The sequence below is a fragment of the Ereboglobus sp. PH5-10 genome (assembly GCF_029504735.1).
In the GTDB taxonomy this organism is placed as follows: Bacteria; Verrucomicrobiota; Verrucomicrobiia; order Opitutales; family Opitutaceae; genus Ereboglobus.
Genome location: NZ_JAQFIP010000009.1, coordinates 24561 through 37373 on the forward strand (window position 1 = coordinate 24561; position 12813 = coordinate 37373).

A 12813-nucleotide genomic window follows, 5' to 3' on the forward strand; every position below is an offset into this window, starting at 1 on the left:
TGCACCCGCCGCGCGCCGCGCGAGATTATATTCGCCGGTGTGAATAAGTTCTTTTGGAGTGCGGCACTTCAGTGCCGCTTTGATCAGGGCGATTCATCGCTCCGCCACGCGTTCAGCCCCCTGTTCGATGAAGAAAAAGGCAGCGGGATGAATCCCGCTGCCCAAAGCGGCGATAAATCGCCGCGCTCCATAACGTTTCCCGTCGCTTTTACTAAACGGCCCTGTGGAGCCGCGCCCCTTACTCAACAGCCTCAGCGTCGCCCTCGCGGCGCTGGGCTTTGTGGGCCTCGCGTTTTTCTCGGCGGACGCGCATCCAGTGCGGCTCGGGCGCCTCGCCGGCCATGATGCAGCCGCGGGGCTGGATTTCGCCGACGACGGTCGCGAGGCCGAAGCGCTCGATTTGCGCCTTCACTTTTGTCGCGTCCTTGTAGCCGAGCGGGGACTCGGAGAGGTCGGGCGCGCCGTTGTGCCAGCGGATGTCGAGGCCCGCGGTCGTCTCGGCGAGCGTTTGTTGCACGCGCGCGGGATCGAGTTCGCCGTCGGCGTCGCGGTAGCCGCGGAGCATGGCGGAGCGCGAGAGGTTGCGACCCGCGCCGTGCGGACAGAACGAGAGGTATTCGTCGTTGTCCGCGCCGAGCACGAGGAGGATTTCGCGCGCCATGTTGAGCGGAATCAAGCCGAGGAGCGGACGGCCTTGCGCGTCGCGCCAGGCGGGGGTCGCGCCTTTGCCGTGCATGAAGACACCCTCGCCGCGCTTCCAGACGAAGTTGTGCTCGTTGCCGATCTGCACGAGCGCGCGCTGGCCGAGGCGGCGCAGGAGCGCGGCGTGGATTTGCGCGTGGTTCTCGCGCGTCCAGCGGGCGATGTATTGCAACGCGTCCCAGTAGTCGCGGCCCTCGGGTGAGTCGGCGGCGAGCCACGCGGCGGAGTCGGGCACGTCCTTCGCGTTTTCATCGCACCACTTGCGCGCGGCGACATGGCCGCGCTTGAAGAGGTCGGCGCCGAGGCCGCGCGAGCCGTGATGCGTGACGAGGACGTTGAACTCGCCGTCGCGGCGCATGATCCACCCGGCCAGCTCGGTGTATCCCGCGGATTCGAGCGCGGCGCGCTGTGTATCGGAAAACTGGATACGCCCGACGTAGGCGAAGTGGTTGCCGTCGCCCTGTGTGCCCATGAAATCCTGCGCGCGAGAGCGGAGATTTTTCAGGAAACGGTTTTCCCATACCGGTTCGTCGAGCACGGGCGAGGTCCATTGCTCGCCGCGGCGGCGTTCGCCCGCGCCGAAGTGCGTGAGCTTGAAGAGATGGTCCATGATTTCCTGCGTCGGATGGTTCGCCGGGAAAAACGTGGCGAACATGGAGCAGCAAATGTCGGACGAGTGCGCGCCGGGAATGATCGCGTTTTCGACGGCGATTGCGCCGCCGACTGGAATGCACGCGCGTTGCGGGCCGGACGGGCACGCGTCGGGCATGATGACGCCGCGCTGCACGACGGGCATCGTGAGCAGTTCGCGCATGCGCTGGCGGGCAAGTTCGACGTTGGCGATTTCCTCCGGCGTTTCCGCCTCAATCGCCTCGGCAAGCGGCGCGGGCTCGTGGCGCGGCAAGGCGACGATGAGCTGTTTCGGAAACTCGGCCTCGAGTTGCGCGAGCATGTGCGCGCGCGGGAGTCCGGACGCCTCGAGTTCGCGGGCGCGACGGAGCGCAGGGCCGAGGCGTTTGCCCTCGTGCCAGCCGGCGGCGATGAGATCGCGTGCTTTGATTTCCATGTTGGTATTCATAATGTGTGTGTTTTTTTGAGAATTGGAATAGCCGCAAAGAGGCCCAAAAAGGCGCAAAGAAAGCAGGGTTCGTTTTGTGCTTCTTGTGCCTTTTGCGGCTATTGTTTTAGTTACGCGGATGCGGTGATGAAGTGGCGCCAGTCTGGGTGGCGCACTTCGCGGATGAGCGCGGAGGCGGGCAGCGGGCGCGGCGTTTGCGGGCGGCGCAGGAGGCGCAGGCCCGCCTCGTGCGGGAGGCGGTCGGCCTTGAGCGAATTGATTTCGCGCTTGGCCCAGACAAGGTTTTCGAACGTATCGCGACCGCCGCGCGAGCGGGGCACGATGTGGTCGAGGTTGCCGTTGCCGCGGCCGACGTATTCGCCGGTGTATTGGCAGACGCCGCCGTCGCGCTCGTAGATCGCCTCGCGCGTGAGGCGAGGCATGCGCACGGGCATTTTCGCGTAGTTGGTCGCGATCATGACCGTGGGCACGCGGACGGCCTGGCGCGGCGTGTTGACGGTGAGGTCGAAATCGCGGATCGGCAGCGCGAGCCAGTCGTCCCAAGCGAGCGGATTCAGGTAGAGCGGATGGGAAAAATCCCAAGTGCCGTCGGCGTGTTGCTCGTAGGCGATGTCGATGCCGAGCGCGGGCGGAAGCGCGGAGGCGGCGGAGGGATCTCCGCCGTTGAGCGCGACGAGCGCCTGCCTGACCGTGCGGTGGCCGATAACCTGCCAGGAGCGGTTGAGCGAGAGAACGAGCGGTTTGTCGAGGAGCGGTGTCATGGTGTTTGCGAGCGCAGTGCGCGTTAATGGTGAATGGAAAATGAAGAATGTATAATGTGTCGTGAGCGGTGGTGTGTGTTCTGTGCGCGCTTCGCGCTAATGAATAATGGATAATTTTAAATGTATAATGAACCGGATGAATGTGCGCGTAAGGGCAGGGCTGGCGCATTATTCATTATACATTTGAAAAAGTGGTCCCTTCACGAGGACTTGCACCTCGATTTCGGCCTTCGCACGGCCGCGTCCTGGCTTTTGGACGATGAAGGGTTGTTGGATGGAAAAATGGTTGAAGCGGCTTGCAGGGTGAGCGGCGGAAAATAGTGTCACACGCATGGCAAGGAAGCCGGCACGCGAGCCGTCTCGCGAACTGCGGCACAGGATGTGCACCCGCAAACGTCGCTACAAATCACAGGGTGACGCGCTTGATGCCGCGTTGCTGGCGGGTGTCGAGCGGCGGCGCGTGGCGTATCGCTGCGCGGTTTGCGGCATGTGGCATTTGGCGTCGCGGTGAGTATAGCGCGGACTGCCAAGTCTGCATGCTTGAAAATGGAAACGCAGATCCTTAGGCCGTATGTTTAGGTTTGATTGCAAGCTAACAAGTAACGACTCTCAGATAAAAGACATGAAGATATCGCAACCTATTCCACATGTATCTCGCAATGATGTTGAGCGAATCGTGCAACGGGATTTTCCTCACGATGACATTGCTGAAATTTTATCTATTCTGGATGCATATGGAATTGAAAGTGAAGAGGCTGGAAAAGCCCGGGTTCAATTGGCGATACTCAAAATCGCCAATGGAAACATTGATATTCTTCGAAAAAAAATTGGAGCAGCCATGTCTGACTATCGAGATGTTTTATTGGAGGCTGAATATCCCGAATGCGCGCGGAACATGTTTCGAACAGATAATATGTCACTCGCAGATCAGCAGAAGATTGTTGATAACGATTGGGCACAATACTCCAAATGGCTAGGCAACCCTTAGATAACCGTCCCCCGCATATGAATACTTGGCCATTTGATCAGCCTAAAAATTACGCAGTGTTTACCACAACGCATGTGATGAAAGGTGGCCACGACATCGCATACATATATCATGACGAAGATGATCACGGATGGCAGTTTCATTATGCCGGTGAAAAATCCACCGATGACACTATGATAGTGTCGCTTGAATCGATCGTCAGGCATGATGCATCTGTTCTGGAGGTGGCTGATATGCCGCCCGGATGGATGGCGTGGCGAACAAAACGGGATGCACCGTGGCAGAGGGTTAAACAATAAAAACCAAGCAGACTTGGCAGTCTGCGCTACGAAAAACGAATAAATGAAAAGAAAACGGGTGCTTCGCCCGTGGGTTGGAAAAGTTTGCGCGGCGCGGCACGGTGAATCGTCCGTGCGCTCCAACTCTCATGGCAAAAAGTTGCTGCCATGCCGCGCAAACCTCGCGGGGCAAATCGCCCCGCGGTGAAATGTCGCTTTTGCGGTGTTTCATTTTCCAAACCCACGGGCGGAAGCCCGTGTGTCACGCTCATGCAACGCGTGAATTGTTGTCCGTCAGCCAAGCTCGACCGCCTCGACTTCGCGCACGAGGGCGCGCGGGTCGTGGTCGAGTTTTTGCATGATCTCGAACACCCGGTCGCTCCAGCCCGCGAGGCAATAGACACGCTCCCGCGGAAACTGGAGCGTGCCGTAGCCGTTCAGGTCGAAGCTGAAGATGCGCGGCGAGGCGTTGTGCGCGCGCTCATAGTCGGCAAGCGCCGCGAGGGGCGCGCCGCCACCGATCCAGCCTTGCATGTCGGAGAGCACGATCACGCGATCGTAGGCGCGGTTGGCGCACTGGAAGATCGCGTTGAAGTCCGTGCCGCCGGCGGCGAAGGGGATGCTTTTCGCGGCGGTGAGCGTGGTGTCGCGGCGGTTAAGCGCGTGATACTGCGCGTCGTCACTGAAGAGCATCAGGTCCGCGCCGCTCGCCTTGACCAACACGGCCGCGAAGAGCGAGCCGATGGCCTGCGGGTGTCCGGCCATCGAGCCCGAGCAGTCGAGCGCGACGAGGGTCGCGCCTTCGAAGCGCGGGACGTTGGCGAGCGAGTGATCGACGGCTTGGTTGAGCGCGTCCATCACGCGGTCGGTGCCGGCGAGGTTGCCTTTCCTGAGCGCGTCAAGCGCGGTCAGGAACTGGAACGGATACACGAGCGAGCGGCGCACGGCGGTTTCGTCCGCGAGCTGCCCGCAGAGTTCGCCGACGGCGTCGGGCGCGTGCTCGAGGATGTTGCGCGCGTTGCGGAGAAGCGCGAGGTAGCCGAGTTTGCGCTCGCGGACGAGCGAGCCCCAGGCGTCCGCTTTCGCGGCGGCGAGGGCTTCGGCGTTGTCGGGACTTTCCGCGGCCGCGGCGGCGCCGGCCTGCGTGAGGCGCGTCTCCCAGGTTGTCGCGGGAGCGAGCCGACCGCGCATGAGCGCGTTGATCGCGGGCGTGGCGGGCGGACGCACGAGGTTGACGGCGTCGACGAGTTTGAACGCGGCGTGGTCGCGGCGGTATTTCGCGAGCTGATACTCGTCGAAACGGGCGAGCGCTGCGCCGAGCCCTTTTTTAAGGGAGTTGGGCAGCGGACGTCCGTGGGCGGCGAGATAGTAGCCGAGGATTTCGATCACATCGTCGGGACGGCGCACGATTTTGTCGTGAAAGTTTTTGCTCCACGAGGCGCCTTTCACGTGCCTGGCGATCTCGCCGGCCACGAGGTGACTGACGGAGCGCATGCCGTGCTGGTGGCGCGCGTAGAGCGCGGCTTTCGCGACAAAGAGCGGATCGGTCGCGACGAGTATCGCGATAAGTTCGCGGATGCGCGCCACGGTCTGCGGCTCGGTGCGATAAAACTCGTCCTGAAGGAACGAGGTGACGAGCGTCGAAACGAGTTCGAGCTTGGCGGGCTGCGCGTAGGCGGCGCCGCCGGCATGGTTGACGGTGTCCGGCGCGCGGATGAAAGTTTTGCGCGCGGCGGACAGGATTTTGCTGAATTTGGCCATAATGGTTGGCCTCCTTTCCTGGTTGTTTGGTTTGCCCGGTGCGCCGGGTTGCGTGTGGTAATGTAACATTGCAGGAGAACGGCGTTCGCCAAAATCGAAGGAGGATTCACGGGCGCGGTGGATTTCGTGACGGGAAGCAACCGCGCCCTCACTGCCTTCGAAAGTGGACGCAACACCGTGCGGGGACTGCCCGCACGAAAGGATTTCGGGAGAAAAATCGGCGAAGAGGCGCTCCCTGACGGAGTGCGCTGACATGTTGCAAAGCAGGGCTTGTTTAAGGGCCCCGCCGCGCCACACACCGCTCGGTTTCGATTTTAGCACTACGCGCAAAAGCCGGCGCACTCAAGCACCGGCTCATCGATTCCTCGGCCCGGGAACATCTGGCCTCGCGTTGAAGTATCTTCACCTTCACTGCCCGAAAAAAGGATTTCCGGAAGAACGGCGGCTGGAGTGATGAACTCTTGCGAGTTCGGCGGGGATTGAACCCGCAACACATCAATTAGGATTTGATTGCTCTACCATTGAGCTACGAAGTAACTCCAAGCCTCACTGTCCGGAAAATTGAAAAACTATAATGATAAATCTAAAGAGCCTTGGGGCAAGTTTCGGGCAATTGGAAAAACGGAGATAAACCCCAACGGAGTTTTATACATCAGCCAGGATTGCCGGCGCAGGAGCCTACCCCGGGCATCAAAGTTTTTAATACACAACCCCGCAAGGGTTGCGCAAAGCATCGTGAAATTTCGATTGTGCGACCCTTGCAGGGTCGTGTTTATTGTTTCTATATTAACCCAGGGTAGCTTTCGCGTTGCTACAGCAACCCCGGGCTAAGTTATAAAACCCCGTTGGGGTTGTATTCGATTGGCATCGTAGCTGAATAATATTGGTTCAATGTAATATTGTTTATATGCGGGTAGGGCGAAGCCTCCGGCTGAGCCGGGAATGTTACGGCATGCGAATCGTTTCGGCTCAGCCGGAGGCTTCGCCCTGCCTGAGAAAAATTAGACTGCGGCTCAGGTCGCTCGGCGGCGGAAGACTTCTCCGCTCTTGCCGCCCTCAATGACCGCAGGTGAAAGATTAAAAAATTGGTGGAGCCGGCGGGATTCGCACCCGCACCTTGCGGGTTAAAAGCCCGCTGTGCTATCTGTTAAACACCACAGCTCCGGTTGGCCGCCCCGACGGGAATCGCACCCGCATCACCGGATTGAAAGACCGGCATCCTTTGCTTGTTAGACGACAAGGCGTGATCTGAAAAATGGTCCGTGCGCGGCTGGCCCGGCCATTTGACGTCACCATATCGGACGCACCGCGCACGGTTCATTTATTATTTTCACAAAAAAGAACACACACCCGCGTCCCTCTCGTGTGTATTGTTTTTATACTCACGGTTTGGACGACCGCGGGATTTTGCGCGGACGTTGGCTGATTGACCTGGGCTCAGCTGTGAAGCCTCCTATGGAATATGAAAATTGACAAACGGGCACGGGGTTCCCGGCGGGTTCCGGGAGCATCGCATGGCTTTCGTTTTGCCGCGCACTTTGGCGCGAAACAAAAAACCCGCTTCCGGATTTGGAAGCGGGCTCGCTGTTGGAATCACTACGTGTGTTCCGGGTGCGCCTAGGCACCGCTTCCTTGTGTGTTTATATTATGGACGAAATTCATTGTTTCGGACTTGGGGCCCTGTTCGCCGCGCAAGCTCCCGAAATCTCGCCTGCCAGTCACCCCGCATATACCGACGCACGACCGATACTGTCCCGCGAGGCGGGTGGCGAGTTGGCTGTTGAGTCGTGTGTGTTTCATGGCGGATGGCGTCGGATGACGCGGTTTTGAAATGTGGTTGGTTTTGAAAAATTGAGGTCAGGCAGACTTGGCAGTCCGCGCTACGATGACGGATAATACACGAAGAATATTTTCCTTCCACAAGAGTTGCCGCATAATATATGACTGGATAATCATGTTTGAAAAATTGTTCGCAGAACGGGGGCTTTCACTCGACCGGTTGCGCGTGCTTGTCGAGGTGCACGACGCGGGGAGCATCGCGCAGGCGGCTCCCGGCGATTTGATTCGCCAGAGCCAATACAGCCGCCAGTTGCGCGAGATATCCGAGTTCTTCGGCTGCGAAGTCGCGCGGCGGCAGGGCAAGCTGCTCAAGCTCAGCGCGCGGGGCGCGCGTCTTGCGGAACTGGCGCGCGCGCAGTTGCGCGCATTGGAGGATTTCCGCTCGGAATGCCGCGAAGAGAGCATTGATTACACAATCGCGGCGGGCGACAGCCTCATCCACTGGTTTGTCATTCCGAAGCTCGGCGCGCTGGTGTCGGAGTTTGGCGACAAGGCGCGATTCGTGACGGTGAACCTGCGCACGAACGAAATCGTGCAGCAACTCTGCGACGGGCGCGTGGATTTCGGCGTGATTCGCAAGGATGCGCTGGCCGGCGGCCTGAAGTCCGCGTCACTCGGCGCGCTCGCCTACGCGGGCGTGGTGCCGTCGGCGTTGTTCGGCGGGCCCGCGCGCGCGGCGAAACAGAAGATCGGCCTGGTTGACGTGCTCGGCGGCGCGCTGCCCCTCGCGGCGCAAATGGCGGACGGGCAGTTCACGCAACGTCTGCGCGAAGTCGCCGCAAAGGCGGGCGTGGAAATGAGGCCGGCGCTGGTGTGCCAGAGTTTTCCGCAAACGCTCGCGGCGGTGCGCTCGGGCGGGTTCGCGGCGGTGCTGCCGGCGATCGCGTTGCGCGACATGGAGCGTGGCAGTTTTGTCGAGGCAAACGCGCCGGAATTGGGAAAACTAAAACGCGACCTCGTGCTCGCCTGGAACCCGCGCACCGAGCAAGTGCGCCCGAACGCGCGCAAGCTGGCGGATCGGTTGCGCACGGCGCTGAAACTCTAGGGAAATGTCAAATGTGGGCGCGGCCTGTTTTGACATCCGAGCGAAGCCGGCTCCGCTCGAAGCGCAATCCGTCGCGTCGCACTTTCGCGGACACGTTTTATCGAGGACACTCCGCCTGCGAAAAGGGCGCCCGGCAAACTGGCCGGGCGCCCTTTTTATTTCGTTTGTTAATATACAATCAGAACGGAGGCAGGATTGTATAGTCCTCGTCGGCCCTCATGCGCTTGACCTTGATGTAATCATCGGGGCCGATGACGATGGAAGATTTTTGGCCGAACAGGGCCCTCCAGACTCCCCTGCTGTCGAGGTAGTGCATGTAACCCGACGTGGTCTTGGAGCTCAGCGCGTAGACCTCGTCCGCGAGCAACGAAAGCGGCGCGCCCGTCCAGCCGTTGTCCCGTGTCATCGCGAGCTCGTCCGAGCTCATCGCGCACGGAAACCCGGTCGAGAACAATTGCAGGCCCCTGACGAGCGGCAGGTTGAACGGGTTCGTGCGAACGGAACCCGTTTGCACAAGACTGAGGCCGGGTGCGCGCGCGACAACCTTGACCACCGTGCCGGGGGCGATGATCGTGCCGGCTTTGTTGACGGCAGTTCTTCCGGGGTTCTTTTGCAGGGTCCAAACCGCGCCCGTGCTATCGGGATAATAACAAACCCAGCCCATCAACGGACCATGATAAACTTCCACGTGGCTGTAACCAAAGGCCGAGGTGTTTTGGCTGCCGCCATTGCCGCCATGATAACAATCTCCGCGGCACAGCTGCCTGTGGGACAGGCTGCGGATGTTGTATTTGCCGCGATGCCTGTATGTTTTCTTGCAAACACACTTGTGCGCGGGCGTCGCAATGTCAGCGGAGTCCCTTTTGCCGGCATCCAAGAGCTGCCCGAGCTTGGCGAGCGTCATGTGCTCGCGCAGGATGCAGCGGGCTCCGGCGATATCCGCGGGAAGCGCGTTTTTCACGGTGCTGCATGAGGACGCGGAGAGGTCGAGCTTCGCGGACTGGCCCGCAACTTCCGCGACATCATAGCGATCACCGGCGCGCGGCCCGGTGACAACCTCGAGGTAGTAACTGGCGCCGCGCTCGAGCGCGGGAAGCGTTTCGTTGAAGGTAATCGTTTTGCTGGAACCGGCGGAAACGATGCCGGCCCAGACATCGTCGAGCAGGGGGAACGCGACCGTGGCGGTTCTGCCGTATGAAAAACCGCGATACATCGCGCCGACGGGGTCGGAGAGCATCGAGATGGGAATGGAGCGCGTGACCGTGCCCCTGAGCGAGGATGGCGCGGTGGCCTCGATGCGGAAGAACTGGCTGGCGCGTTGCGTGAGGGGCGAGGCGGAGCGGATGATGACGTAGTCGCTCAGCGCGTCGCGAGCGGTGACGGAGACCTCGACGGGATTAAGATCGGCAGCCTGCTTGAGATTGCTGTAAATGCGCACGGCCGACCGGACATCGCCAAGGGCGCGGCGGCGCACGTAGCCAACCGCGGGATATTTGCTTTGGCCAACGATGACCGTGGTCGCGACGATGCCATGGCAATCAACCTTGGTCGGATCGAGCATGAGGATGAACTCGAGAAGATTCGGAATGCCGTCGCCATCGGGATCGGCCGTGGGCGCGCGATCGGCGACGGGGAGATTGAAACCGTTTATCCAAGCCGTGTAGGGGTTGGTCGACGGTTCCGGCTCGACATCGGAGGCGGTGGTGAGCTTGAGCGTGTTGCCATCGACAATGATCCGGCCCGTGATTCCATCACCGAGCGCGAGGGTGGCGAAATCGGCGTTTGCGAGCGAGGTGCTACCGAAGGTGGCGATGACGTGGGTTTCGTTTTGTGTCCACGCGCCGCTTTTCACAGGGGCGACATTGAGCAGGCTGGCGCCGGCGCGCTCGACAGCGCCGGTCACGTTGAGGCGGTCTCCGCGGTCAATGTCGATTTTGAGCGTGCCGCCGGACTGCCATTCGAGGCTGGCGATGGTTTGGGCGCCGCTGGGGGCGAGAACGCCGTCGCCAAGAACAACCCTGCCCGCGCTTCCCGCGCCGGCGAGAGCGAGCGTGGTCGCGCCGGTGATTTCGGTTGTCGCGGCATGCGCAAGGGGGCCGGCAATCGAAACCTCGCCGCCGCCGGCGACCTGGAGATTGCCGTCGCCGGAAAGCCCCCGCCCGATGGCGAGCGTGTGGCCGGCGGTGTTGATGCTGGCGGCGATGCTGCCCGCGGGCACGGAGGAATCGGTGAGCGCGGCGACGGAAAGCGCGCGGCCCGGCGCGTCAACATCGCCCGTGAGGACAAGCGTGGGCGCGATGAGATCGCCCGCAAAGGAAAGCGCGCCGCCAGCCGCGCCAAGGGCGGCGTCGGAGGCGATGACGAGCTCGCCCTCCTCGATCGTGGTGCTGCCGGTGTAGGTGTTGACACCGGAGAGCAGAAGCGTGCCGTCGCCGGTCTTGGTGATTGAGCCGTCGCCCGTAATGCCGCCCGCGAAAGCGGTGGTGCCGTTGGAAATGGTGACGTTGGTGCCGCCGTAATAGGTGTCGATGTTTTCGGTGATGCCGTTGACGAGCGTGGCCGTGGCGCCGTTGTTGAGTTCGAGCGTGGCGGACGCGGAGTCGGCGGTGAGGTTCCAGAGGGTGTTGTCGGCATTAATCGCGAGCGTGGAGTTCGCCGCGAGCGTCACGAGCGCGCTATACGAAATGGCATCGGCCGTATTGAGAACAATTTTGCCCGCAATCAGGGAGGTGGCGCCGTAATAGGCGTTGGCCGCGCCCAGCGTGAGCGTGGCGCCGCCGATTTTTTGAAGGCCGCCGAGCACGCCTCCGTATCCGTAGGAATCGCCATACGAGATGGTGCCGCTGATGAGCATGTCGCGGTTGTCGAGCCCGCCGAGCACGAGGGTGGAATCGCCGAGATAGACGTTGCCGCTGCCGGCAAGGTGTCCGATCGCGAAGGTGTCGCCCACGCCGCCGATCGTTTGGATGCAGAGGTATCCAGGACTGGACGGGGTGGCGTTGTTGCTGATGCTCACCGAGGCCGCGGAAACAGGCATGTCGAAATAATAAAACTCGATCGCTCCGCCGTCGTTTCTGATGGTGGCCGAACCGGGCAGGGCATTGTCCCAAAATTGAAGGCTCCCGTTGGGATTAATGTTAATGGCGGAGCTTCCGGCGGAACTATTCTCCCAAAAGCTCAGCGTGCACAAGGATGACGAACCGTCGGAGCCGAGATTGATCGTTCCGTTGAAACGCGACTCGCCAAAAAAGAAGACGCTGCCATCGGAGGCGTTCACCAAACCATTCAATTGCGCCGCGTCCGAACCATAGTCGCCGACTTGCAGATAGGCCTCGGCGTCCAGGGTGATTCCGCCCGAATTGACCAATGTGCCCGTGATATAAAGCGCGGAATTGTTAACCGTGGTCGCGCCGGTGTGGTTTTGCAGTCCGCCAAGGGTGATATCGGACGCCCCCCCGTAGGACTCGATGGACAGCGGTCCCGCACCGGCGAAGGCCTGCTCAATGACGATGCGGCCGGCCAGCGCGCCGCCGTTTGCGCCAAGTGACACCAGACGCGCCGGGTCAAGCGTGATCTGGTTGCTCGAGTAAAGCATGCCTCCATCAAGCGTGATTGAGCCGCCCGCGGCGCCAAGCGCGGCGTCGGCGCGCGAATACCCCTCGTCAAATGAAATAACGCCCCCGCTGACCGTCAGTCCGCCGGTGAACGTGTTTTCCGCGGCCAGCCAGAGATCGCCCGCCCCGGTTTTGAGCACGCCGCCCGCGCCGCTGATGACGCCGCCCTGCGCCGCATAACCGTTGTTCACGCGCAGCTCCTCGACATTGCCCGCGACGCCGGTCGAGACCGGATCCGAGCGATACTCATCATCATCATATTGTATCGCAGCCGTGAGCGGTGAAAAGAATCCCGCGGCAAACACGGCGGCGGCCGTGGCGAGGGATTTAATTGAACAATTACCAAGGCAACAGAGGGTGGTGGTGCGACTATGTTTAGTGTTCATTGTTTTGAGGACTGATTATGGGTTATTTTTATGCTTTATTTACGTTAATCCCATCGGGACAGAGTGAATTCTACGAACTGCCTGTTGGGCCTGGGGTTTTATTGGGGAGCAAAACCAATTGGGGAAATCTGCAAACAAGTCAAGCAATCAGCTGATTGATAGATTGTTACGAACTTGCAATAAATGGCGTTAATTACATAATAATTTCAGATGGGCACACTATTTCAAAAATGCACCCGAAAGGAACAATGGAGGGAGCGGGAAACGCTCACGATTGATTCACTCATCTGAAAACCGCCCTCGTTTCCCATAAAAACCTCATCATTCTAAAAAAACAAGGCTACCAAGGGCTTGGCCCGGC

Annotated in this window: 7 protein-coding genes and 3 tRNA genes; 3 read left to right on the forward strand and 7 right to left on the reverse strand. The window is 60.5% G+C overall.

From position 1 onward, the window contains the following. Nucleotides 1-238: 238 nt before the first annotated feature. Both M2447_RS08590 and M2447_RS08595 read right to left on the reverse strand, forming a co-directional pair. On the reverse strand, nt 239-1768 hold the full coding sequence (locus M2447_RS08590) for an RtcB family protein (RefSeq protein WP_277558268.1): 1530 nt from the start codon (nt 1766-1768) through the stop codon (nt 239-241). A 122-nt stretch (nt 1769-1890) separates the two neighbouring features. Next, a complete protein-coding gene (locus M2447_RS08595; protein ID WP_277558269.1) occupies nt 1891-2541 on the reverse strand; it encodes an HNH endonuclease in 651 nt (216 codons plus the stop codon). Nucleotides 2542-3163: 622 nt separating this feature from the next. Between M2447_RS08595 and M2447_RS08600 the strand changes: the two genes are divergently transcribed. Together M2447_RS08600 and M2447_RS08605 are read left to right on the forward strand one after the other, a co-directional pair. Further along, nucleotides 3164-3529, forward strand: coding sequence for a hypothetical protein (locus M2447_RS08600; RefSeq protein ID WP_277558270.1), 366 nt, complete (start codon nt 3164-3166; stop codon nt 3527-3529). Nucleotides 3530-3546: 17 nt separating this feature from the next. After that, nucleotides 3547-3828 (forward strand): hypothetical protein, encoded by a 282-nt coding sequence (locus tag M2447_RS08605; RefSeq protein WP_277558271.1) that lies wholly within the window; start codon nt 3547-3549, stop codon nt 3826-3828. Nucleotides 3829-4101: 273 nt separating this feature from the next. On the opposite strand, the gene M2447_RS08610 is transcribed toward M2447_RS08605, so the two are convergent. The 4 genes from M2447_RS08610 to M2447_RS08625 all read right to left on the reverse strand — a co-directional run bounded on the left by M2447_RS08610 (nt 4102) and on the right by M2447_RS08625 (nt 6812). Then, nucleotides 4102-5823: a TROVE domain-containing protein gene (locus tag M2447_RS08610; protein ID WP_277558272.1), complete on the reverse strand. Its 1722-nt coding sequence runs from the start codon at nt 5821-5823 to the stop codon at nt 4102-4104. Between the two features lie 209 nt (nt 5824-6032). Beyond that, nucleotides 6033-6108 (reverse strand) — tRNA-Arg (locus M2447_RS08615). A 546-nt stretch (nt 6109-6654) separates the two neighbouring features. Further along, a tRNA-Lys gene (locus tag M2447_RS08620) sits at nt 6655-6732 on the reverse strand. A gap of 3 nt (nt 6733-6735) precedes the next feature. Continuing rightward, nucleotides 6736-6812, reverse strand: a tRNA-Glu gene (locus tag M2447_RS08625). A 710-nt stretch (nt 6813-7522) separates the two neighbouring features. On the opposite strand from M2447_RS08625, the gene M2447_RS08630 reads away from it, so the two are divergent. Then, nucleotides 7523-8452, forward strand: coding sequence for a LysR family transcriptional regulator (locus M2447_RS08630; protein ID WP_277558274.1), 930 nt, complete (start codon nt 7523-7525; stop codon nt 8450-8452). 178 nt (nt 8453-8630) lie between these two features. Here M2447_RS08630 and M2447_RS08635 read toward each other — a convergent pair whose 3' ends face one another. Then, nucleotides 8631-12452: an autotransporter-associated beta strand repeat-containing protein gene (locus M2447_RS08635; protein ID WP_277558275.1), complete on the reverse strand. Its 3822-nt coding sequence runs from the start codon at nt 12450-12452 to the stop codon at nt 8631-8633. Nucleotides 12453-12813: the final 361 nt, after the last annotated feature.

Coding starts and splice junctions, on each gene's coding strand:
- M2447_RS08630 (WP_277558274.1), top strand. CDS start 7,523: ATGTTTGAAAAATTGTTCGCAGAACGGGGGCTTTCACTCGACCGGTTG.
- M2447_RS08595 (WP_277558269.1), bottom strand. CDS start 2,541: ATGACACCGCTCCTCGACAAACCGCTCGTTCTCTCGCTCAACCGCTCC.
- M2447_RS08610 (WP_277558272.1), bottom strand. CDS start 5,823: ATGTCAGCGCACTCCGTCAGGGAGCGCCTCTTCGCCGATTTTTCTCCC.
- M2447_RS08635 (WP_277558275.1), bottom strand. CDS start 12,452: ATGAACACTAAACATAGTCGCACCACCACCCTCTGTTGCCTTGGTAAT.
- M2447_RS08590 (WP_277558268.1), bottom strand. CDS start 1,768: ATGGAAATCAAAGCACGCGATCTCATCGCCGCCGGCTGGCACGAGGGC.
- M2447_RS08605 (WP_277558271.1), top strand. CDS start 3,547: ATGAATACTTGGCCATTTGATCAGCCTAAAAATTACGCAGTGTTTACC.
- M2447_RS08600 (WP_277558270.1), top strand. CDS start 3,164: ATGAAGATATCGCAACCTATTCCACATGTATCTCGCAATGATGTTGAG.